A 22,015-nucleotide genomic window follows, 5' to 3' on the forward strand; every position below is an offset into this window, starting at 1 on the left:
CGGGGGAAACTTCGTGCGCCCCACATGTTTTCGGCTGGTGTCGCGCAATCGTGGCCAGATCGCGGCGCACTGCGTTGGTTTCGTGTCAGGAAACGGAAAGTTCCGCCCAATTGTGGCAATTTTCGATCATTTGCCTTTTGACAATCCCGGTCCTGCAGTATCCTGAGCACCGGGGACGCTCTTTGGCCCCCGGTGGATCCGGGGCAGGACGTGAGAGATGACGGCAACGGGCAAGATCATGGATGGGACTGCGATTCTCGGTGCCGCATCCGATTGGAACGGCGCGTCCAGTCCCTTGGTCGAGATGCGGCTTCAGTTCGACGGCTATGACCAGTCGGGCGGACAGATCGAGGGCCGCAGCGAAGCCGGTGACACGCTTTTTGCGATGGATATCCGTCAAGTGCTGGGAGCCGTGCCCTGTTTCACCGCGACAAGCCAGATTGCCACGGGGCAGGGGCCGATGCCGGTGTCTGCGCTCGTCCCCGGAACCCGGGTGATCACGCGTGACAACGGCATGCAGGAATTGCTCTGGGTCGGGCGTCGGCGGTTCGGCTGGCAGGCGCTTGGTCTCAATCCGCTGCTGTGCCCGGTGCGGATCGCCGCGGGAGCGCTGGGGCAGGGGCTGCCCGAGCGCGACATGATCGTGTCGCCCAACCACCGCTTCCTGACACGGATGCCGGGCGAAGGCGAAACCGGCGAGCGGCTGACGATGGCGCGCGATCTGGTTGGGCTTGACGGGATCGCGCTTGCTCCGGTGGTCGAGGTGGAATACTGGCAGCTGCTCTTTGCGCGCCACGAACTCGTGCTGGCGGATGGCAGCTGGTCGGAAAGCTTCCTGCCGACGCAAGCAAGCCTCGAGGCGCTTGACCGCGACGGCCGCGCCGCCCTGTCGCTGGCGCTGCCGGGGATCGAGGCCGAGGTGACCACCGGCTTTCATGCGGTGCGCCCCTTTGCCGAAATCGGCTCCGCGGCCTGAACGCGGCGCGGCCTTTCCTCAAGTCCGCCGCCTTGATCGTGCCATGAGAGCGCACGGCTTCTGCCCTTGTTTCGGCCCCAATCCGCCACGCTGATTAACCATTGTCACAGCAAAGTCTCGGTCACGAGAAAATGCAGGAACGACAATGATCATCACGGGCTCCGACCAGAACGACACGCTGAACGGCACCGCCAATGCGGATACGATCAGCGCCGGGGCGGGCGATGATCTGGTGAATGCCGGGGACGGTGGCGATTCCGTTCAGGGCGGGGACGGCAATGACACCATATTCGGCGCCAATGGAGCGGACCGTCTTTACGGCGGCAATGGCAACGATTCCCTGTCCGGCGGGGCTGGCAACGATCTGATTTCGGGGGATGCGGGCAACGATACCCTGCGGGGGGGCACTGGCAACGACACGCTGAACGGCGGCACCGGCATGGATTATGCCGATTACACCGATGCGACGGCGGCCGTTCTGGTCAATCTCGCTTCGGGCACGGCAAGCGGAGGCGCGGGCACCGATGCGCTCAGCGGTGTGGACGGGATCTATGGCTCGGCCTATGCCGACACGCTGATCGGCTTCGACGGCGAGAGCAGCAGCGGAACGGATGCCTATACCAACGTCTTTTACGGCTATGGCGGCGCGGATTCGCTGGATGGAGCCGGGGGCGACGACAGCCTTTATGGTGGCGACGACGCCGATACCGTTCTGGGTGGCGCGGGTAATGACGTCGTTTCGGGCGACGCGGGCAATGACAGCCTTGATGGCGGGGCGGGAAACGACACGCTGACTGGCGGGACCGGCGATGACGTGATCCTTGGCGGTGACGGGGCTGATTCGATCAACACCGGCGCGGGCAACGACACGGTCAATGGCGGCGCCGGGTCCGACACGATCTCGGTCGTTTCGGGCGGTACGACGGTGATCATCGGCTCGGAGGACGCGGACAACAGCGACATCGATACGCTTTATGTCTTTCGCCACAACATCGACTGGTCAAAGACCGTCATCACCGGCGAGTCAGGCACCATCGTCTGGCTCAACGGGGCGACGACGACGTTCACGAATATCGAAAATATCGAATTTGTTCGAAATGTACCTTGTTTTACCCCCGGCACACTGATCGAGACCAAGCGCGGCCGGGTGCCGGTGGAGAGGTTGCGGCTCGGCGACCGGGTTCTGACGCGCGACAATGGCTATCAGGCGATTCGCTGGATCGGGCGGCGCGGCCTGAAAACCGCGGATCTGGCGGCGGCGCCACAGCTGCAGCCGGTGCGGATCGCAGCGGGGTCATTGGGCGAAGGGCTACCCGAAACCGACATGCTGGTGAGCCCGCAACACCGGATGTTGATCTCGGGCGCGCGGGCGGAGTTGTTGTTTGGCGAGGCCGAGGTTCTGGCCGCGGCGGCGCATATGGTCGGCCTGCCCGGCATCACCCGGGTGCAGCGCGACGAGATCACTTATCTGCATCTGATGTTCGACGCGCATGAAATCATCCGCGCCGAAGGCGCCTGGACCGAAAGCTTCCAGCCCGGCGATCACACGCTGTCGGGCCTTGATGCCCCACAACGCGAGGAATTGTTCCAGATTTTTCCGGATCTTGGAAAGATTGCGCGGCAGGGGCGCTGGACCTCGGCGCGCCGGTCGCTGAAGGCGCATGAGGTCCGGGTGCTGCTGTCGCTGGCGGCTTGAGCCCAGGTCAATCGCCGATCCGCAACGAAAAAAGGCCGGATGCGATGCACCCGGCCACAGGAAGAGGCCGACAGGGGACTGCGGCGCTCGGGATTCAGAAGGCCGAATATTGCGACGGCAGCGGTTTCGCCGTGCCGATGGGCGCAAGGCCGATGTCACGCAGAAGATGATCGTCGAGGCGGGCCAGCGCCAGTCGGGCGCGGCGGTCATCGCGCCAACGGGCGACCGCGCCCAGCACGACCGCAAGCGGCGTCTGCGCGCCACGACGCGACAGCGACGAAACGGAGTGGGACAGGCTGGTCATGATGCACCTTTTCTGTATTGATACAATTGAGCGTTTTCTGGTATGAGGACATTACAATTCCCGCACAAACAGCGCGAGGGAAACATTGTGACTGATACAAGTTGGAAGCCAGACCTGCCGGTACAATCCGGCCCGAAATATCTGGCGCTGGTCCGGGCGCTGCGCGAAGGCGTGCGCCGGGGCGATCTTGCCCCCGGATCTCGGCTGCCCACCGTGCGCGATCTGGCGTGGAAACTGGGGGTTACGCCCGGAACGGTGGCGCGCGCTTACCAGATTGCCACGCAAGAGGGGCTTCTGGAGGCCGCGGTCGGACGCGGAACATTTGTATCAACACAATCGCGTCGTCTGGGTCCGACGGAGTCGCTCTATCAGCAGCCGCTGTCTGATCCTGCGGCGGATGGGGTGATTGATCTGCGATCGCCACAATTGCCCGATGTCGGACAATCCGTGGCGCTGGCTCAGGCGATGGCCGATGCGGCGACGGCGCTTGGCGAGCATTATCTGGAATATCCGGGCCTGCGCCGCGACCGCTATTGCCGCGAGGCGGCGCTGGAGTGGTTTTCGCATTGTTCGCTGCATGGTCAGATCGGTGCCGATGATCTGGTGCTGACGCATGGCGGGCAGAACGGTATCTCGATCGTGCTGCAATGCTGCCTGCGTGGCGAACGTCCGGTGGTGTTGTGCGAGGAACTCGCCTATCCGGGTTTCCGGCATGCCGCGCGGCTGAGCCGGGCCGAGGTGGTGCCGGTGAAGCTGGACGACGAGGGCATGATCCCCGAGGCGCTTGACGCCGCCTGTCGCCGCTACGGCGGGCAGGTGGTCTGCGTGACACCCGATGCGCAGAACCCGACCACGGCGCGGATGTCGAACAAGCGCCGTCAGGCGATCGCTGACGTCGCGCGCAAGCATGATCTGCAGATCATCGAGGACGATTGCTACACCGCGCCGGTGTCGGGGCTGGAGGCGATCCGGGTGATCGCGCCGGAACGGACCTGGCATGTGACCTCGCTTTCGAAGACGATTTCGGCGGGGATGCGCTTTGGCATCGTCATCGCCCCCGAAGGCATGGGCGAGGCGGGGCGACTGACCGCGCAGCACAGCTTCTTCGGCCTGCCGCGGCCGGTGACCGACATCATCACCCGGCTTTTCACCTCGGGCGAGGCGATGCGTCTGCGCCATGCCGCGCAAGAGGTGATGAGCCGCCGTCTGCAGATGGTGGTGCAGGCGATGGCCGATCACGACATCGCCTGGCAACCGGGGCTGAGCTTCATCTGGCTGCGGCTGCCGACGGGCTGGCGGGCCTCGACCTTCGCGCGCGTGGCCGAGGCCGAGGGGGTGCTGGTGCGCTCGGCCGACGAATATGTGCTCGCCGATGGCCATGCGCCGAATGCGGTGCGCTTCGCGCTGGCGGGCGGCGTGCCCGAGGATCGTCTGATGCGCGCGATTGCGAAACTGCGGGCGCTGCTCGAGAATCCACCCCGCGATTTGCCCGTCTGACACTGCCCGTCAGAGTTGCACAGTGGCAGCGATGCTGCCGCTTTGCTGGGCAGTCGCGGAAAATTTCCCTGACGGCGTCTTGGGGCGGTGCATCGTCCCCCTTTCCTCTGCCGAAACCTTGTGCAAATTTGTCCCAAACGCGCTTGAGACGCGCTGAGGGAGAATTAAGAGTATGTCGGCATCTCCAATACGGCGATGGGCGCGATCAGAGGCGGCCAGCGGCTGGTTCATGGTCAGCCCCACGCTGATTTATGCCATGCTTCTGCTGGCAGCGCCTTTGGTGACCATCTTTGCCTATTCCTTCTTCAAGGATGGCTATCTGGTGGTGATCCACGAATTCACCACACAAAACTATATCGACGCCTGGTCGGACCCGATCTTTCGCACCATCCTGTTCCGCTCGGTGCTGGTTTCGGCGCTGGTGACGCTGGTGACGGTGCTTCTGGCCTTTCCGATCGCTTATTTCATTTCTTTCGTGGTGCCGGCTTCGAACAAGTCGCGCTGGCTCTTTCTGATCACCATTCCGTTCTGGACCTCGTATCTGATCCGGGTGTTTCAATGGAAGGTGATCCTGAACTTCAACGGCGTCGTGAACTCGACCCTGATGGGGCTCGGCATCATCGACACACCGCTGCAGATGCTGAACTCGATCGGCGCCATCGCGATCACGCTCGCTCATGCCTATGCGCCCTTTGCGATCCTGCCGATCTTCGTCAGCCTTGAGAAGATCGACCGCTCGTTGCTCGAAGCCGGGCAGGATCTGGGCGAAAGCAAGCTGATGACCTTCTGGCGGGTGACGCTGCCCTTGGCGATGCCGGGGGTGATCGGGGCGGTGATGATCGTCTTCATCCCGACGATCGGCGACTATGTGACGCCGGAACTGATCGGCGGCGGCAAGCTCCCGATGGTGGCGAACATGATCCAGAAGGACATGCTGAAGATCGACAACAAGCCCCTTGGCGCGGCGGTGGCGGTCTCTGCGATGTTCGTCGTCGCGGCTGTGTCGCTGATCTTCCTCTTCCTGAACCGGCGCTTCCTGAAGGTGGGCAAATGAAGTTTTCCGGTCTGCGGGCCTATGCCTTTCTCTACCTTATCTTCCTTTACGCGCCGATTGCGCTGCTTCCGGTCTTTGCCTTCAACGACGGCACGGTGATTGCCTTTCCGCTGAAAGGCTTCACGCTGAAGTGGTTCGCGCAGCTTTTCGAGAACGAGACGCTCGCAGGGGCGCTGACGAATTCGCTGATCGTGGCGGTGTCGACGTCGATCCTCGCCACGGCGCTCGGCATTTTTGCCGCGCGCTCGGCCACGCGTTACAATTACCGCGGCAAGGCGGGGGCGATGGGGCTGATCATGCTGCCCTTGGTGCTGCCCGAGATCATCGTGGCGGTCTCGCTTCTGGTCGTGCTGCTGGCCGCGGGCGTACCGCTGTCGATCCTGACGGTGATCCTGGGTCACGTTCTGGTCGCGACGCCCTATGCGATTGCGGTGCTGAACGCGGCGTTTTCCTCGCTCGACCGCTCGCTCGAGGAAGCCGCCTATGACCTTGGCGAAACGAAATGGTCGACCTTCCGGCTGATCATCCTGCCGCTGGTGACGCCCGGGATCATTTCGGCGGCACTGATGGCCTTCACCATCTCGCTTGATGAATTCATCATCGCCTTCTTTCTGGCGGGCGAGCAGACGACGCTGCCCACCTACATCTATTCGCAGCTGCGCTTCCCGAAACAGATCCCGATGATCATGGCGCTTGGTACCGTGCTGGTCGTCTGCTCGGTGCTGCTGCTCACCACTGCCGAATATTTCCGCCGCCGCGGCATCGCGAAGACCGGCGCCAAAGACACTGGAGGCTTCCTGTGACCCAAAACGTCATCACCGCGAAAGTGCCGCTGGAGCAACGCCGCAAGATGATCGAGTTCGATCGCGTGCACAAATATTACGGCGATTACCACGCGCTGCGCGGCATCACCGCAACGATCCGCGAGGGCGAGTTCTTCTCGCTCCTCGGCCCCTCGGGCTGTGGCAAGACCACTTTGCTGCGCACCATCGCCGGGTTCGAGGATATTTCCTCGGGCGCCGTGCTGATCGACGGCAAGCACATGGAAGACGTGCCGCCGAACAAGCGCCCGACGAACATGGTGTTTCAAAGCTATGCGATCTTCCCGCATCTGACCGTGGCACAGAACGTCGGATTCGGGCTGCGTCGCGATCCGCGGTCCGAGGCCGAAAAGACCAAGGCGGTGGAAGAGGCGCTGGAGATGGTCGGGCTCAAGGGATACGGCGCCCGGGCCGCCCATGCGCTTTCGGGCGGGCAACGGCAGCGCGTCGCGCTCGCCCGCGCGCTGATCCTGAAGCCGAAGGTGCTTTTGCTTGATGAACCGCTCTCGGCGCTCGACAAGAAGATCCGCGAGCAGATGCAGATCGAGCTGATCAAGCTGCAACGCGAGGTGGGGATCACCTTCGTTCTGGTGACGCACGATCAGGAAGAGGCGCTGGTGATGTCGGACCGCATCGCCGTGATGTTCGAGGGCGAGATCGCGCAGCTGGCCGACCCCGAAACGCTCTATCGCCGCCCGGCCTCGCGCCGCGTGGCGGATTTCATCGGCGTGATGAACTTCCTGCCCGCCAAGGTGCTGGGCGAGGGCAACGGCCATGTGCAGCTTGAGGTGGCGGGGCTGGGTCAGGTCGATGTGACGGATGAACAGGCCTCGGCCAAGCCGCAGGGCGGCGAGCCTGCGGTGGGATTCCGTCCCGAGACGCTGACGATCCTTTACGAAGGCCAGAAAGCGCAGGACCGGGAATCCCCCGGCGTGATCGACGAGGTCGTCTATTACGGCGACATGACCTATTACGACGTGAAGCTTGATGGCGTTGAAACCCCGGTGCGGATTTCGATGCGCAACGTCTTTGGTCGTCCAGTGCTGGATGTGGGAACGCAGACGCGGGTCGCCTGGTCGCCGGGCGCGCTGGTGCTGTTCCGCTGACGAAAAAGGGGGGCTTCGCGCCCCCCTCTTTGCTTCGCAAATTCACCCCCTGCGGGATATTTGCAGCAAGATAAATACGCCTCGTAAGCCCTTTATCTTGCTTCAAATATCCCGGGGGGTGAATTTCATTCGGCACGAATGAAAGAGGGGGGCAGAGCCCCCCTTTTCCCGTCTTATTCCGAGCGCGAGGCGCGTTTGCGCTCATGCGGATCCAGAAGCCGCTTGCGCAGCCGCACGATCTTCGGCGTCACCTCGACCAGTTCATCGTCGTCGATATAGGCGATCGCTTCTTCGAGGCTCATCCGCACCGGCGGCGTCAGGCGCACGGCTTCGTCGGTGCCCGAGGCGCGGACGTTGGTCAGCTTCTTGCCCTTGAGCGGGTTCACTTCGAGGTCATTGTCGCGCGAATGCTCGCCGATGATCATGCCCTCGTAGATCTGTTCCTGCGCGCCGATGAAGAGCTTGCCGCGTTCTTCGAGGTTCCACAGCGCATAGGCGACCGAGACGCCGTTCTCCATCGAGATCAGCACGCCTTGGCGGCGGCCCTGAATCGGGCCCTTGTAGGGCGCCCAGCCGTGGAAGATGCGGTTCAGCACGCCGTTGCCGCGGGTGTCGGTCATGAACTCGCCCTGATAGCCGATCAGGCCGCGCGACGGCACATGGGCGACGATCCGGGTCTTGCCGTGACCGGCGGGGCGCATCTCGACCAGATCGCCCTTGCGCGGCCCGGTCAGTTTCTCGATCACCGCGCCCGAATAGTCGTCGTCGACATCGACGATGACCTCTTCGATCGGCTCCATGCGTTCGCCGTTTTCTTCGCGGAAGATCACGCGCGGACGCGAGATCGAAAGTTCGAAGCCTTCGCGGCGCATGTTTTCGATCAGCACGCCCATCTGAAGTTCGCCGCGGCCCGAGACGACGAAAGCATCGCCGCCGGGCGTGTCCTCGACGCGGATCGCGACGTTGGTTTCGGCTTCCTTCATCAGGCGTTCGCGGATGACCCGCGATTGCACCTTGGTGCCGTCACGCCCCGCAAGCGGGCTGTCGTTGATGCCGAAGGTGACCGAGATCGTCGGCGGATCAATCGGTTGCGAGGGGATCGCGGTGTCGATTTCGAGCGCGCAAAGGGTGTCGGCCACGGTCGCCTTGGTCATGCCCGCGATGGTGACGATATCACCCGCTTCCGCGATGTCGATCGGCTGTTGCGTCAGGCCGCGGAAGGCGAGGATCTTGGTGCAGCGGAATTGCTCGATCCGCTCGCCGGTGCGCGAGAGCGCCTTGAGCGTGTCGCCGACCTTGAGGCGCCCGGCCTCGACGCGGCCGGTCAGGATGCGGCCGATGAATGGGTCGGCCGAAAGGGTCGTCGCGAGCATCTGGAAGGGCTCGTCGGCGCGGAATTCCTGTTTCGGCGGTTCGACGTGTTCGAGGATCAGATCGAACAGCGCCGAGAGATCCTGACGCGGGCCATCCAGCTCGCGATCCGCCCAGCCGCCGATGCCCGAGGCATAGACATGCGGGAAATCCAGCTGCTCGTCGGTGGCGCCAAGGTTGGCGAAAAGATCGAAGACCTCGTTCAGAGCGCGGTCGGGCTCGGCCGCGGGTTTGTCGACCTTGTTCAGAACGACGATCGGCTTCAGGCCAAGCGCCAGCGCCTTCGAGGTCACGAATTTCGTTTGCGGCATCGGGCCTTCGGCGGCATCGACCAGCAGGCAGACGCCATCGACCATCGACAGGATGCGCTCCACCTCGCCGCCGAAATCGGCGTGGCCGGGGGTGTCGACGATGTTGATCCGCGTGCCCTTCCATTCGACCGAGGTGCATTTGGCCAGAATGGTGATGCCGCGTTCGCGTTCGATGTCGTTGCTGTCCATCGCGCGTTCCGCGACGGCCTGATTTTCCCGGAAAGCCCCGGATTGACCCAGCAGCTTGTCGACGAGGGTCGTCTTGCCGTGGTCAACGTGTGCGATGATCGCAATATTGCGAATGTCCATGAAGTCCGCCTGTTCGAGATTTCCGCTGCCCATACGGGAAAAGCGGCCGCTTGGCCAGTAAGAACCGCGTCAGTGATGCCCTGCCGATGAAAACAGGTTGATGACGGCGATGCCCGCGATGATCAGGCCGATGCCGAAGAGCGCGGGGCCGTCGAGTTTTTGCTGAAAGATCAGCCAGCCCGAGGCGGTGATCAGCACGATGCCGATCCCCGACCAGAGCGCATAGGTGATGCCAAGCGGCAGCGATTTCAGCACGAGGGTAAAGAACCAGAAGGCCACACCGAAGCCGAAGAGCACACCGAGCGTCGGCCAAAGTCGGGTGAACTGGTTCGAGGCTTGCAGGCAGGTGGAGCCGAAGGTCTCGAACAGGACCGCGATGAGCAGATAGAGATAAGGTTTCATCACGACACGATATACCAGTCGCGCCGATGGTTGAAGGCAATCACGAAGTTCAGCACGAGCGCGCCCAGAAGCGACCAGCCGATCCGGTCGAGGGGCAGGATCAGCGCGGCGATGGCGAACAGGATCAGGTCATGCGACAGCTGCACGTGGCCCGCGCGCCAGCCGAAGCGGTCCTGCACGATCAGCGCGATGATCGAGATGCCGCCGAGCGTGCCCGAGTGACGGAACAGGCCGAGCAGGCCGACACCCGCCGAGACGCCGAACAGAAGCGCCGCGGCGGCCGGGTGGATGGTTTCAAGGACGACGAAAGGTTTCAGCGCCTCGGCCAGGATCGAGACGAAGGTGACGGTGGCGAGCGATTTCAGGCAGAAGATCGGCCCGCGTGCCCACCAGGCCAGCGCATAGAAGGGGATGTTGAGGGCGAAGAACAGCGCCGAGAAATTCAGCCCGGTGGCGTAGGACAGGATCAGCGCCGTGCCCGCGGTGCCGCCGGTGACCAAGCCTGCGGCGCGCAGCAGGTGAATACCAAGCGCTGCCTGCGCCGAAGCAAGGACAAGCCCCTGGGCGTCCTCGAAGAGCGTGTAGCGGCGGGCGTATGGGTCAGCGCTCATGACCTGAATATGCGTCAGAAGGGCTGTCCTGTCAACGGATCAGGTCGCGATATAGCGGTCGCGGCGATGGTTCATCGCAATGACGATGTTGATCACCAGCGCGCCAAGGGCCGAGATCGCGACGGTTTTCCAGTCACGAACAGTCAGCGCGAGACCAAAGACGCAAGCGTCGAAAATGAGCTGGGTCCAGCCGGCGCGGAAGCCGGTCCTGTCTTGCAGATAGAGCGCCATGATGCCGACGCCGCCAAGGCTGGCCCCGTGGCGAAAAAGGGCGAGCAGGGCAGAGCCCGACAGGAAGCCGAAGATCACCGCGCCGACGAGCGGGTTGACATTGGCGAAGCTGACGTAGCCGGGCAGGAAGGCGGCCAGCGCCGAGAGCGCCGCGACCGAGAGGAAGGTCTTGATCACGAAGGCCAGCCCCATGCGCCTGTAGCCGAACCAGTAGAAGGGAATGTTGATCGCGAAGAAGACCGGCCCGAACCCCCAGCCTGTGGCGTAGCTGATCAGCACGGCCAGACCCGCGGTCTGCCCGGTGACAAGGCCGAGATGGGTCAGCAGCACGATGCCGAAGGCGGCCATCGTTGTCCCATAGGCGAGGCCCTGGGCGTCATCCAGAAGCGTGTGTTCGACGGGGTTTTCGGCGATGATTTCGGTCATGCGGCGCTTGTCTCATTCCTCGTTCCCGCGGGCAAGGGCCTGTGGCGGCGCGGACACGGCCTGCGCGCAAATACCGGAGCGCGTGCCGTTTTTCTTGGCACGACTCGGGGGGGCGGGCATGGTGCGCTCATCCGGCAATTCAGACAGGGAGGGCGGATCATGACGATTTATGCATCCAACCTCCGAACCGGTGGGCTCACTTATGGCGCAGCCTTCGCTGCCGCCGTCTTTGGCACTCGCATTTCCGCGTAAGCCATCCGCCCCGGTGCCGCTGCACCACGTCTGACATCTGACCGGATCATCCCCAAGCCTGCCACGGCCCCAGCCTGTTCCGGTCCTTTTCCATCCCAACCCAGAGGCCGGTTGCCCTGTGCACCGGAAAGGACATGACCAGAACCGACGACTTCGAACTGTCGCTCAAACTCGACCTCGAAACGCTGATGGCGGCCCATGGACCGCGTCGGGTGCTGTTGGGCACGCTGGCAGCGCTTTTGAGCCATCACCGCAACCGGGGGCTTGTCGCCCGCTTCGCCGAAATGGATGACCACATGCGGCGGGATATCGGCCTGCCGCCGCGCGGGCCGTCGCCGCCGATGCCGCATTGGACGCATTTCGGTTGGTGAGCGCGGAAGCAAAGACGACACGGGCCGGGTTTTCTCGCCCGTGTTTCCAAGGCGTGGAAAGATTGTTGCGTTAACCAGGGGGGCTACATCACATTGTCGAAATGTGAATAAAATGTTAAATCTATAAGGGGCATTTTAATCGCCTCGATGTGATTGGAGAAAATGAATGAAGGCACTTCTTGGAATGGCCCTTGCGTTGGGGCTTGTGTCGGCGCCGGTTTCTGCTGCAACGGTCGGTGCGGACATTGTGGCGACGGGCGGAACGGTCACCGCGTCCTATGTCGGCAGCTCTGCCGGCTATCAAAGCCAACTCTATTTCGGCAATACTCTGCTGTTCGACACCGCAAGCTCGGTGGCGGGAGATACGTTTGTGCTCGGCTCGTTCGCGGCCGGGGATATCCTGACCTTCACGCTCCATGTTGTCAACACCCAATACAACTTTGTGAGCGGGCCCGCCACGGGTAACCCCGATGGGATCGCGCATGCCGCCGTCGAGGCTTACGATACCTACACCCAGGTCGGTTTCGAAGACATTTATGGCGGCGGGGATCTGGATTACAATGACCTGGTGTTCAGCTTCACCAATACTGATGCGAACACGCCGAACGTTCCCTTGCCGGCAGGCGGTCTGCTGCTGATCTCCGGTCTGGGTCTGGCAGGGGCGCTGCGCCGTCGTCGCTGATCGGCTTCTCCTGAAGGGCAACGGGCGGCCCCTTGGGGCCGCCCGTTTCAGATCCGGTCTGGCGTCGTTCAGCCCGCCAGCGCCTTGTTCAGGTATTCGTCGACCTTTTCCAGATAGCCCATCGTGGTCAGCCACTTCTGATCCGGCCCGACGAGCAGCGACAGATCCTTGGTCATGAAACCGTCCTCGACGGTCTGCACGCAGACCTTTTCGAGCGTCTGCGCGAAGTTCATCAGCGCCGCGTTGTCGTCGAGTTTCGCACGATGCTTCAGGCCACCGGTCCAGGCGAAGATCGAGGCGATCGAGTTCGTCGAGGTCTCCTTGCCGGCCTGATGCTGGCGGTAGTGACGGGTGACGGTGCCATGCGCGGCCTCGGCTTCGACGATCTTGCCATCGGGCGTCATCAGCACCGAGGTCATGAGGCCGAGCGAGCCGAAGCCCTGCGCCACGGTGTCCGACTGCACGTCGCCATCGTAGTTCTTGCAGGCCCAGACATAGCCGCCCGACCATTTCAGCGCCGAGGCCACCATGTCGTCGATCAGACGGTGTTCGTAATGGATGCCCGCGGCCTTGAACTTGTCGGCGAATTCTTCTTCGTAGACCTTCTGGAACAGATCCTTGAAGCGGCCGTCATAGGCCTTGAGGATGGTGTTCTTGGTCGAGAGATAGACCGGCCAGCCCTTGAGCAGGCCATAGTTCATCGAGGACCGGGCGAAGTCGATGATCGATTCATCAAGGTTGTACATCCCCATCGCCACCCCGGCGCCGGGGGCGTCGAAGACGGTCTTTTCGATCACGGTGCCGTCCTCGCCGACGAATTTCATCGTCAGCTGGCCCTTGCCGGGGAAGTGGAAATCGGTGGCGCGGTATTGGTCGCCAAAGGCGTGACGGCCGATCACGATCGGCTGGGTCCAGCCCGGCACCAGACGCGGCACGTTGCGGCAGATGATCGGTTCGCGGAAGATCACGCCGCCCAGAATGTTGCGGATCGTGCCGTTCGGCGATTTCCACATCTGCTTGAGGTTGAATTCGGCCACCCGGGCTTCGTCGGGGGTGATCGTGGCGCATTTCACCGCCACGCCGACTTCTTTCGTCTTCAGCGCGGAATCGATGGTGATCTGGTCGTTGGTGCGGTCACGCTCTTCGATGCCCAGATCGTAGTAGAGCAGGTCGACGTCGAGATAGGGCAGGATCAGTTTCTTTTTAATGAAATCCCAGATGATCCGGGTCATCTCGTCGCCGTCCATCTCGACGATGGGATTCGCTACCTTGATCTTCGACATTGGGCCCTCATGCCTTGGTGACTCGTTGCCGCTTTTTAGCGGGTTTTCGCAGGTTTGGCTAGCCTTGTATGCGATTGCATACCGATTTCGAGGTCAGAGGCCGCGGGCGGTGAACCAGGGGCGTATCTTCGCCTGCACCCAGTCCCAAACACCGGGCAGGCCGCGCGCGACCTTGGTGCCGACGCGGGCCTGAAGCTGGTCCCAGGTGACCTCATATTCAAGCCAGGAGCCGCCGCCCGAGAGCTGGTTCAGCAGCACCGGCTGCACCCGGTCGAGCGATTTCGCATAGATCGCGGTGGGGGTTTCGGCGGCTTCGAACTCCTCCCAGAGCGCCAGAAGATCGTCGCCCAAGTCTTTGGGAAGAAGCCCGAAAATGCGCTTGGCAGCTTGCGCCTCGGCGTTCTGGATCGCGACGGAATCATGCGCGGTGCCGCCTTGCGAATGGATCGGCACGTCGCCCACGTCAATCTCGACAAGGTCGTGAATCAAGAGCATCTTCACCGCGCGCAGCGGATCGACGCCGGGGGCGGCTTCCTCGGCCAGCACAAGCGCATAAAGCGCCAGCGTCCAGCTATGCTCGGCCGAGTTTTCGCGCCGCGCGCCGTCGTGAACCGGGGTCGCGCGGGTCACCGATTTCAGCTTTTCCGCCTCGAGCAGGAAGGCGAAAAGCTGATCGCGCCGGGAGCTCATTCGCCCCGCAGCGCCTTCAGCCGCGTCTCGAAGAAGTCACGACCGCGATCCGCCGCCATATAGGCGCGGCAGGCGGTCATGAAGGCTTCCTGCATCGAGGGCGAGGAGGTGCCGATGTAATTGCCGACCTCCATGAACAGCCGCTCGGCCTTTTCGCCCAGCTCGCGCTGCGCCGCGATCACGTCGCGGGCCAGCGCTTCCGCCAGATCTTCGGTCAGTGCCATCTCAGCGCGAGCCCTCGGTCAGGCGGCGGCGCACATAGGCCTGCACGGTGTCGATCATCGGCTTCATATGGGCTTCATCGTCCTTGAAGAAGTGATCGGCGCCTTCGACTTCCTCGTGTGTGATCACAATGCCCTTTTGTTCGCGCAGCTTGCCGACGAGCGAATGCGTGTCCTTCGGCGGGGCGACGCGGTCGGCGGTGCCGTTGATGATCAGACCCGAGGACGGGCAGGGCGCAAGGAAGGAGAAGTCGTAGATATTGGCGGGCGGAGCGACCGAAACGAAACCGGTGATTTCCGGGCGGCGCATCAGAAGCTGCATGCCGATCCAGGCGCCGAACGAGAAACCCGCAACCCAGCAATGCTTCGAATTCGGGTTCATCGCCTGCAAATAATCCAGCGCCGAGGCGGCGTCGGAGAGTTCCCCGATCCCCTGATCGTATTCGCCCTGCGAGCGCCCGACACCGCGGAAGTTGAAGCGCAGCACGGTAAAACCGAGCTTGTGGAACGCATAATGCAGATTATAGACAACACGGTTGTTCATCGTGCCGCCATATTGCGGATCGGGATGCAGAATGATCGCGATCGGCGCATCGGGGGCGGGCTGCGGATGGTAACGTCCTTCGAGACGGCCCTCGGGGCCGGGGAAGATCACTTCGGGCATGTTCTCTCGCCTGTCTGCAACGTTCTCGGGGGATCTGCGGCGGTGCGCAATCTTGACGCTTTTGCTTGCAGACCCTAGGACGAAAACGTCCCGGCACGATGCCGGGATTTCGGATGCAATCGAGTTAAGCGGCCAAGGGCGCGTCGTCAATGCTTCGCCGCAGTTTCGGCGGGTTTCCGATGCGTCCCGGGGCCTTGGTCTTGGGGGGGAAGCATGAAACTTTCGACGAAGGGGCGCTATGCGATGGTCGCGCTGGTCGATCTGGCGACCGTCGGTCCGGGGCAGATGACCTCGCTGGCCGAGATTTCGAAGCGTCAGGACATTTCGTTGCCCTATCTCGAGCAGCTTTTCGTGCGGTTGCGGCGGGCCGGGCTTGTGGCTTCGGTGCGCGGCCCGGGCGGCGGCTACAAACTGGCGAAGACGCCGGCGGATATTCGCATCTCTGAAGTCTTCGAAGCCGTCGACGAGACGGTTTCGGCGCTGCATGTGGGGGCCGGGGCCTCGGGCGGGATTTCGGGCTCGCGGGCGCAGTCGCTGGCAAACCGGCTTTGGGAAAGCCTCTCGGCGCAGGTCTTCGTTTTCCTGCATCAGACCACGCTGGAAGATGTGGTGAAAAACGGTCTGAAGCCTTGCCCTGCGGTGCCAAGCCTGTTTTCAGTGGTGGATGACTGACCGTCGGCCCGGAGGCGGGCAGGGGTGAAGGGCGTATTTGGCCCAAGGAAATGCGGTATCGGCTTTTTCTTGGCGAAAATACGCATCCTCCCCCGAAGACGGGCGCAAGGACGGGGATTTGATGACACGGCTTTATCTCGACTGGAACGCGACGACGCCGCTGCGGCCCGAGGCCAAGGCGGCGATGGGCGCGGCGATGGAAGTCGTGGGCAACCCGTCCTCGGTCCATGCCGAGGGGCGGGCGGCGAAAGCCTTGATGGAAAAGGCGCGGGCGCAGGTGGCGGCGGCACTGGGGGCCGAGGGGGCGGATATCGTCTTCACCTCGGGCGCGACCGAGGCGGCGGCGCTGGCGCTTTCCGGGCGGGGCTGTGCCTGTGCGGCAATCGAACATGATGCGGTGGCCGCTTGGTGTGCCGATGCGCTGCCGGTCGATGGATTCGGCCGGGTCGCCATGGCCGATCCGGGCCGCACAACGCTGCAGCTGGCCAATTCCGAGACCGGAGTGATTCAGGTTCTGCCCGAGGGGCTCTGGGCGGCTGACCTCACTCAGGCTTTCGGCAAGCTGCCCATTGCTTTCAACTGGTTGGGTGTGACCTGCGGTTTCATTTCCGCCCATAAACTGGGCGGACCGAAGGGGATCGGCGCTTTGGTGCTGCGCCGTGGCACGGAGATTGCGTCGGCTCTGAAAGGCGGCGGGCAGGAGATGGGGCGCCGCGCGGGCACGGAAAACCTCATCGGCATTGCCGGTTTTGGCGCTGCGGCCGAGGCGGCTGCGGCCGACTTGGCACGGGGCGTGTGGGCGGAAGTTGCCGAAGTTAGAGATATTCTAAAAGAGGCACTGGAATTCCCGACGAAAGAAGTCTATTTTCCGGGATGGGAGACGCCGGAGGGCGAAACGGTGGGGCGGCCGCAGGTTTTGCCCAACACGCTTTCGGTGATCGCCCCGGGTTGGAAAGGCGAGACTCAGGTGATGCGCATGGACCTTGCGGGCCATGCGGTGTCGGCGGGATCGGCCTGTTCCTCGGGCAAGGTCCGCGCAAGCAAGGTGCTGCGCGCGATGGGCTGGTCCGACGAGCAGGCGGGTTCGGCGATCCGGGTGTCGCTCGGTCCGGGGATCGGACGGGACGAGATCTTGCGCTTTGCCGACGACTGGCGGGCCGCATATGAAAAGCACCGCGCAAGACACTGACGCGGAAGGGGAAAGACGATGACGCAGGACCAGGATATCCGCGAAGGCGTGGACCGCGAGACGGTCGAGACGGTGCAGAACATGGGCTCCTACAAATATGGGTGGGAGACCGAGATTGAGATGGAATATGCGCCGAAAGGAATCTCGGAAGAGATCGTCCGGCTGATTTCGGCGAAGAACAACGAGCCCGAATGGATGCTCGAGTGGCGGCTTGAAGCCTATCGGCGCTGGGTCGAGATGGAGATGCCGGACTGGGCGCTTCTGAAGCTGCCCGAGATCGACTACCAGGATCTTTACTATTACGCCCGCCCGAAGAGCATGGCGACGAAGCCGAAATCGCTTGAAGAGGTCGATCCGAAGCTTCTCGCCACCTACGAGAAACTGGGTATTCCGCTGAAGGAACAGATGATCCTTGCGGGCGTCGAGGGGGCGGAAAACATCGACCTGTCGAACCGTCAGGTGGCGGTCGATGCGGTCTTCGACTCGGTTTCGGTGGGCACGACGTTCAAGGAGAAACTGGCCGAGGCCGGGGTGATCTTCTGTTCGATCTCGGAAGCGATCAAGGAACATCCCGAACTGGTCAAACAGTATCTGGGCACGGTCGTGCCGCAGACCGACAACTTCTTTGCGACGCTCAATTGCGCGGTCTTCTCGGACGGGTCTTTCGTCTATGTGCCGCCGGGGACGCGCTGCCCGATGGAGCTCTCGACCTATTTCCGCATCAACGCGGAAAACACCGGGCAGTTCGAGCGCACGTTGATCGTTTGCGACAAGGGCGCCTATGTGAGCTACCTTGAGGGCTGCACGGCGCCGAAACGCGACACCGCGCAACTCCATGCTGCCGTTGTGGAAATCGTTATCATGGAAGATGCCGAGGTGAAGTATTCCACGGTGCAGAACTGGTTCCCGGGCGACGAGGAAGGCAAGGGCGGCATCTACAATTTCGTCACCAAACGCGCCGATTGCCGCGGGGCGCGGGCGAAGGTGATGTGGACCCAGGTCGAGACCGGCTCGGCGATCACCTGGAAATACCCGTCCTGCATCCTGCGCGGCGACGAGAGCCAGGGCGAGTTCTATTCGATCGCCATCGCGAACAACTTCCAGCAGGCCGATACCGGCACGAAGATGGTGCATCTGGGCAAGAACACCCGTTCGCGCATCGTCTCGAAGGGGATTTCGGCGGGGCAGGCGCAGAACACCTATCGCGGGCTCGTCAGCATGCACCCGCGTGCGAAGAACAGCCGCAACTACACCCAATGCGACAGCCTGCTGATTGGCGACAAATGCGGCGCGCATACCGTTCCCTATATCGAGGTGAAGAACAACTCGAGCCGGGTCGAGCACGAGGCCACCACCTCGAAGGTCGATGACGATCAGCTGTTCTATTGCCGCGCCCGCGGCGTCGGCGAGGAAGAGGCGGTGGCGCTCGTCGTCAACGGCTTCTGCCGCGAGGTGCTGCAGGCGCTGCCGATGGAATTCGCGATGGAGGCGCAAAGCCTGGTCGCGATCAGCCTTGAAGGCTCGGTGGGGTGACCGTGTTAAGATTTCATCAATCTTCCCCGCGGGTGTCGCAATTCCGGCCAGATCCTTTGGCGATCTGGGCCCCGGACGATGCGGCACGGGGCAGAGCGGATGATGCAGGTCAATGCGAATTTCAACGAACGGCTGAACCGGATTGCGCAGAACAAGGCGGCCTCGACCGGGCGGATGCGGCTGCACGTGGGCGATCGGGAAGTTCTGGTGCGCTCGCTCGACAGTCTGAAGCCGCGCGAAACTCCCGTCATCGGCATGATCCGCAACCTGTCGCATGTGATGAGCTTCGTTCTGGCCTTCGGGCTGGGGATGCTCACCTATGCGGTCTCGACGGCGGTGCGGATGCAATTGACCGACCCGACGGCAAAGGACCCGATTTCGGCGGGCTTCGCATCGAACGAACTGCTCGGCGGATTTCTTGCGCTGGCAATCTCGCTCGGTCTGGCGCAGGTCTTTCGGCTCAGCTCCAGAACGCTCAGCGCGGCGCAGACTGCGGGCGTTTTCGTCGCGATCGTGTCACTGCACAATCTCGCCTTCTGGACGCCGGAGTTGGCCTCCATCGTCTTCACGCCGAACTGGGTGGAAACGAACCACGCGAGTGCCGTGCCCAATTCGCTGATCTATCGCAGCCTGGTCGTGCCCCTGCACGCCTGAACCGGGCTGGGGGGGGCGCATGAGCCCCAAGATCGAACGGCCGAAACTGACCCTGCCGGAGGCCGAGGCCGCCGCGTTGACCGAGGCCTATGCGGGCGCCGAGGTGATCCTTGAATACGGCTCGGGCGGCTCGACCGCGATGGCCGCCGAGATGCCGGGCAAGCATGTTTTCTCGGTCGAGAGCGACGCCGACTGGCTGACGATGATGCGCAGCTGGTTTGATGCCAACCCACCGAAAGCGCGGCTGGTGCTGCATCACGGCGATATCGGCCCGACCAAGGAATGGGGCGCGCCCAAGGACAATGGCGCATTCCGGCAATGGCCTTCCTATCCGATCGGGGTCTGGGATCGGCCCGATTTCGTGCACCCCGATCTGGTGCTGATCGACGGACGCTTCCGGGCCGCCTGTTTCCTGACCACGCTGTTTCGGATCACCAAGCCCGTCCGGCTGCTTTGGGACGATTATACGCTGCGTCCCGGCTATCACCTGATGGAAAGCTTCTGCCCCCCGGTCCGCACGATCGGGCGCATGGCCGAGTTCCATCTGACCCCCACCGCCATTCCGGCCGAGAAACTTGGCCTGATCCTCACCACCTATCTGCGCCCCAACTGACCGGCGCCGCTGATCGCAAGGACGAAAAAATGCTTGAAATCAAAAACCTGCACGTCAAACTTGAAGAAGGGGAAAAGGTCATTCTGAAGGGGATGAACCTGACGGTCGAAACGGGCAAGGTGCATGCGATCATGGGGCCGAACGGCTCCGGCAAATCGACGATGAGCTATGTGCTGGCGGGCCGCCCGGGCTATACGGTCACCGACGGCTCGGCCAAGCTGCAGGGGCAGGAGCTGCTCGAGATGGACCCCGAAGCGCGGGCGGCGGCGGGTCTGTTCCTGGCCTTCCAATATCCGGTCGAGATCCCGGGCGTCGGCAACATGACCTTCCTGCGCACGGCGCTGAATGCGCAGCGCAAGGCCCGCGGCGAGGAAGAGCTGTCGGCCGGCGAGTTCCTGAAGCTGGTGCGCGACAAGGCGAAGTCGCTGAAGATCGATGCCGAGATGCTGAAGCGTCCGGTCAACGTCGGTTTCTCGGGCGGGGAAAAGAAGCGCAACGAGATCCTGCAGATGGCGATGCTGGAGCCGAAGATGTGCATCCTTGACGAGACCGACTCGGGTCTGGACGTCGATGCGATGCGGCTGGTGTCCGAGGGCGTGAATGCGCTGCGCTCGGCAGGGCGCAGCTTCCTTGTGATCACACACTATCAGCGGCTGCTCGACCACATCCAGCCCGACGTCGTGCATATCATGGCCGATGGCCGCATCCTGCAAACCGGCGGTCCCGATCTGGCGCTGGAAGTCGAGAAGAACGGCTATGCCGACATCCTCGCGGCGCATGGGCTGACGGAGGCGAAGTGATGGCGGCGAAAGAGGAAGCAGTGGCGGCGCGACTTGCGGGGCTGACCGCCGGTCCGGGCTTGGCTGGACCGCGGGCCGAGGCGCGGGCGCGGCTTGAAGCGATGGGCCTGCCCGGGCGGCGCGACGAATACTGGCGCTGGACCGATCCGGCGGCATTGAATGCGATCACACCTGCGCTGGCGAAAGCGGCCGAAGACGACGAGGCGCCGCTCTTCGATGCGCTTGACCGTCTGAAGATCGTCTTCGTCGATGGCGTCTTCGATGCTGACGCCTCGGATGACTTGACGCTGGAAGGCGTGGAAATCACTCGGCTTGCCGATAAGACTGCGGCCTGGGCCGAAGCCCTTTATGGCACGCTGGAGGCTGCGGGCCAAAATCCGGTGAAACGACCGTTCGCCGCGCTCAACACGGCGCAGGCGACGGATGGCGTGCTGATCCGGGTGACGGCTGCGGCCGCAAAGCCGATCAACCTGATTTACGTCCACAAATCAGAGGCTTCCGATCCGATCCTGCATCACTTGATCAGCCTTGAGCCGGGGGCGGATCTGACGCTTCTGGAAACCGGTCCGGCCGGGGCGCGGTTCAACAAGGTGATGGAGGTCGATGTCGGCGCGGGCGCAAGCTTCCACCACATCCGCGCGCAGGGCCCGGACAGCGAACGCCGCGCTGTCACCCACATCTTTGCCCGGGTTGCGGAAAAGGCTTTGTTCAAAAGCTTCACCCTTACGGTGAATGGCGCACTGACCCGCAACGAGGCGGTGATCGAGATTATTGGCAATGATGCCGTGGCCCATGTCGCCGGCGCGGCGCTTGGCGATGGCGCCACCGGGCCTTTCCTGCATGATGACACCGTCTTTGTCACCCATCAGGGCCTGCGCTGCGAAAGCCGTCAGGTCTTCAAGAAGGTGCTCAAGCACGGCGCGATCGGCACCTTCCAAGGCAAGATCCTGGTGAAACCCGGCGCGCAGAAAACCGACGGCTATCAAATCAGCCAGTCGCTTCTGCTGGACGACGACAGCCAGTTCCTTGCCAAGCCCGAGCTCGAGATTTATGCCGATGACGTGAAATGCTCGCATGGGTCTACGACCGGCGCGATCGACGAGACGGCGCTGTTCTATCTGCGTTCGCGCGGGGTGCCGGAGGAAGAGGCAAAGGGGCTCCTTGTGCTGTCTTTCCTTGCCGATGCGATCGACGAGATCGAGGATGCGGGGCTGAAGGAAGACATCGTCGCCCGGCTGGAAACCTGGCTCGCGCGGCACAGGGACTGAGGAGAGGA

The 22,015-nt window shown here is 62.9% G+C and carries 24 protein-coding genes; 15 read left to right on the plus strand and 9 right to left on the minus strand.

Annotated features, from left to right (window positions below):
• The first annotated feature begins 217 nt into the window (after positions 1-217).
• Both ACTTAI_RS10740 and ACTTAI_RS10745 read left to right on the plus strand, forming a co-directional pair.
• Positions 218-976, plus strand: coding sequence for a Hint domain-containing protein (locus ACTTAI_RS10740; RefSeq protein ID WP_444451468.1), 759 nt, complete (start codon positions 218-220; stop codon positions 974-976).
• 145 nt (positions 977-1,121) lie between these two features.
• On the plus strand, positions 1,122-2,672 hold the full coding sequence (locus ACTTAI_RS10745) for a Hint domain-containing protein (protein WP_444451469.1): 1,551 nt from the start codon (positions 1,122-1,124) through the stop codon (positions 2,670-2,672).
• 94 nt (positions 2,673-2,766) lie between these two features.
• On the opposite strand, the gene ACTTAI_RS10750 is transcribed toward ACTTAI_RS10745, so the two are convergent.
• Positions 2,767-2,976 (minus strand): DUF1127 domain-containing protein, encoded by a 210-nt coding sequence (locus ACTTAI_RS10750; protein WP_444451471.1) that lies wholly within the window; start codon positions 2,974-2,976, stop codon positions 2,767-2,769.
• An 87-nt stretch (positions 2,977-3,063) separates the two neighbouring features.
• Here ACTTAI_RS10750 and ACTTAI_RS10755 point away from each other — a divergent pair, with 87 nt between their 5' ends.
• The 4 genes from ACTTAI_RS10755 to ACTTAI_RS10770 all read left to right on the plus strand — a co-directional run bounded on the left by ACTTAI_RS10755 (position 3,064) and on the right by ACTTAI_RS10770 (position 7,454).
• Positions 3,064-4,473, plus strand: coding sequence for an aminotransferase-like domain-containing protein (locus tag ACTTAI_RS10755; protein ID WP_444451473.1), 1,410 nt, complete (start codon positions 3,064-3,066; stop codon positions 4,471-4,473).
• Positions 4,474-4,645: 172 nt separating this feature from the next.
• A complete protein-coding gene (locus tag ACTTAI_RS10760) occupies positions 4,646-5,527 on the plus strand; it encodes an ABC transporter permease (RefSeq protein ID WP_444451475.1) in 882 nt (293 codons plus the stop codon).
• Complete coding sequence (locus tag ACTTAI_RS10765; RefSeq protein WP_444451477.1) at positions 5,524-6,330, plus strand: ABC transporter permease; 807 nt, start codon at positions 5,524-5,526, stop codon at positions 6,328-6,330. Before ACTTAI_RS10760 ends, ACTTAI_RS10765 begins: the two co-directional genes overlap by 4 nt.
• Positions 6,331-6,377: 47 nt before the next feature.
• Positions 6,378-7,454, plus strand: a complete 1,077-nt coding sequence (locus ACTTAI_RS10770) for an ABC transporter ATP-binding protein (protein ID WP_444455738.1) — start codon at positions 6,378-6,380, stop codon at positions 7,452-7,454.
• A 173-nt stretch (positions 7,455-7,627) separates the two neighbouring features.
• Here the strand turns inward: ACTTAI_RS10770 and typA are convergent, their stop codons facing one another.
• The 4 genes from typA to ACTTAI_RS10790 all read right to left on the minus strand — a co-directional run bounded on the left by typA (position 7,628) and on the right by ACTTAI_RS10790 (position 11,115).
• Positions 7,628-9,445, minus strand: coding sequence for a translational GTPase TypA (gene typA / locus ACTTAI_RS10775; RefSeq protein ID WP_444451479.1), 1,818 nt, complete (start codon positions 9,443-9,445; stop codon positions 7,628-7,630).
• A 69-nt stretch (positions 9,446-9,514) separates the two neighbouring features.
• On the minus strand, positions 9,515-9,847 hold the full coding sequence (locus tag ACTTAI_RS10780; RefSeq protein ID WP_444451481.1) for a DMT family transporter: 333 nt from the start codon (positions 9,845-9,847) through the stop codon (positions 9,515-9,517).
• Positions 9,847-10,458, minus strand: coding sequence for a YitT family protein (locus tag ACTTAI_RS10785; protein ID WP_444451483.1), 612 nt, complete (start codon positions 10,456-10,458; stop codon positions 9,847-9,849). Before ACTTAI_RS10785 ends, ACTTAI_RS10780 begins: the two co-directional genes overlap by 1 nt.
• Positions 10,459-10,497: 39 nt before the next feature.
• A complete protein-coding gene (locus ACTTAI_RS10790) occupies positions 10,498-11,115 on the minus strand; it encodes a YitT family protein (RefSeq protein WP_444451485.1) in 618 nt (205 codons plus the stop codon).
• A 386-nt stretch (positions 11,116-11,501) separates the two neighbouring features.
• Between ACTTAI_RS10790 and ACTTAI_RS10795 the strand changes: the two genes are divergently transcribed.
• Together ACTTAI_RS10795 and ACTTAI_RS10800 are read left to right on the plus strand one after the other, a co-directional pair.
• Positions 11,502-11,738 (plus strand): hypothetical protein, encoded by a 237-nt coding sequence (locus ACTTAI_RS10795; protein ID WP_444451487.1) that lies wholly within the window; start codon positions 11,502-11,504, stop codon positions 11,736-11,738.
• Positions 11,739-11,904: 166 nt separating this feature from the next.
• Positions 11,905-12,420, plus strand: coding sequence for a DUF4114 domain-containing protein (locus tag ACTTAI_RS10800; RefSeq protein ID WP_444451489.1), 516 nt, complete (start codon positions 11,905-11,907; stop codon positions 12,418-12,420).
• Between the two features lie 68 nt (positions 12,421-12,488).
• On the opposite strand, the gene ACTTAI_RS10805 is transcribed toward ACTTAI_RS10800, so the two are convergent.
• From ACTTAI_RS10805 to ACTTAI_RS10820, 4 genes are all read right to left on the minus strand, one after another.
• Positions 12,489-13,703 (minus strand): NADP-dependent isocitrate dehydrogenase, encoded by a 1,215-nt coding sequence (locus tag ACTTAI_RS10805; protein WP_444451490.1) that lies wholly within the window; start codon positions 13,701-13,703, stop codon positions 12,489-12,491.
• Positions 13,704-13,796: 93 nt separating this feature from the next.
• The gene (locus tag ACTTAI_RS10810) at positions 13,797-14,393 is read right to left on the minus strand and encodes an HD domain-containing protein (RefSeq protein WP_444451492.1); all 597 of its coding nucleotides are present in this window, start codon (positions 14,391-14,393) and stop codon (positions 13,797-13,799) included.
• The gene (locus ACTTAI_RS10815) at positions 14,390-14,617 is read right to left on the minus strand and encodes a hypothetical protein (RefSeq protein ID WP_110803986.1); all 228 of its coding nucleotides are present in this window, start codon (positions 14,615-14,617) and stop codon (positions 14,390-14,392) included. Before ACTTAI_RS10815 ends, ACTTAI_RS10810 begins: the two co-directional genes overlap by 4 nt.
• Before the next feature lies 1 nt (position 14,618).
• Positions 14,619-15,278, minus strand: a complete 660-nt coding sequence (locus ACTTAI_RS10820) for an alpha/beta hydrolase (RefSeq protein ID WP_110803987.1) — start codon at positions 15,276-15,278, stop codon at positions 14,619-14,621.
• 213 nt (positions 15,279-15,491) lie between these two features.
• On the opposite strand from ACTTAI_RS10820, the gene ACTTAI_RS10825 reads away from it, so the two are divergent.
• The 7 genes from ACTTAI_RS10825 to ACTTAI_RS10855 all read left to right on the plus strand — a co-directional run bounded on the left by ACTTAI_RS10825 (position 15,492) and on the right by ACTTAI_RS10855 (position 22,007).
• Complete coding sequence (locus tag ACTTAI_RS10825; protein WP_444451494.1) at positions 15,492-15,950, plus strand: RrF2 family transcriptional regulator; 459 nt, start codon at positions 15,492-15,494, stop codon at positions 15,948-15,950.
• Between the two features lie 121 nt (positions 15,951-16,071).
• Positions 16,072-17,139, plus strand: a complete 1,068-nt coding sequence (locus ACTTAI_RS10830; protein ID WP_444451496.1) for a cysteine desulfurase family protein — start codon at positions 16,072-16,074, stop codon at positions 17,137-17,139.
• 18 nt (positions 17,140-17,157) lie between these two features.
• Positions 17,158-18,672 (plus strand): Fe-S cluster assembly protein SufB, encoded by a 1,515-nt coding sequence (sufB, locus tag ACTTAI_RS10835; protein ID WP_444451498.1) that lies wholly within the window; start codon positions 17,158-17,160, stop codon positions 18,670-18,672.
• Between the two features lie 99 nt (positions 18,673-18,771).
• Positions 18,772-19,326, plus strand: a complete 555-nt coding sequence (locus ACTTAI_RS10840; RefSeq protein WP_444451500.1) for a hypothetical protein — start codon at positions 18,772-18,774, stop codon at positions 19,324-19,326.
• A gap of 19 nt (positions 19,327-19,345) precedes the next feature.
• Positions 19,346-19,939, plus strand: a complete 594-nt coding sequence (locus tag ACTTAI_RS10845; protein WP_444451502.1) for a class I SAM-dependent methyltransferase — start codon at positions 19,346-19,348, stop codon at positions 19,937-19,939.
• Positions 19,940-19,968: 29 nt separating this feature from the next.
• Positions 19,969-20,739, plus strand: coding sequence for a Fe-S cluster assembly ATPase SufC (gene sufC / locus ACTTAI_RS10850; protein WP_444451504.1), 771 nt, complete (start codon positions 19,969-19,971; stop codon positions 20,737-20,739).
• The gene (locus ACTTAI_RS10855; protein WP_444451506.1) at positions 20,739-22,007 is read left to right on the plus strand and encodes a SufB/SufD family protein; all 1,269 of its coding nucleotides are present in this window, start codon (positions 20,739-20,741) and stop codon (positions 22,005-22,007) included. The genes sufC and ACTTAI_RS10855 overlap by 1 nt, the downstream gene beginning before the upstream one ends.
• The last annotated feature ends 8 nt before the right edge of the window (positions 22,008-22,015 follow it).

Source organism: Rhodobacter capsulatus (assembly GCF_052363175.1).
Taxonomy (GTDB): domain Bacteria; phylum Pseudomonadota; class Alphaproteobacteria; order Rhodobacterales; family Rhodobacteraceae; genus Rhodobacter; species Rhodobacter capsulatus_D.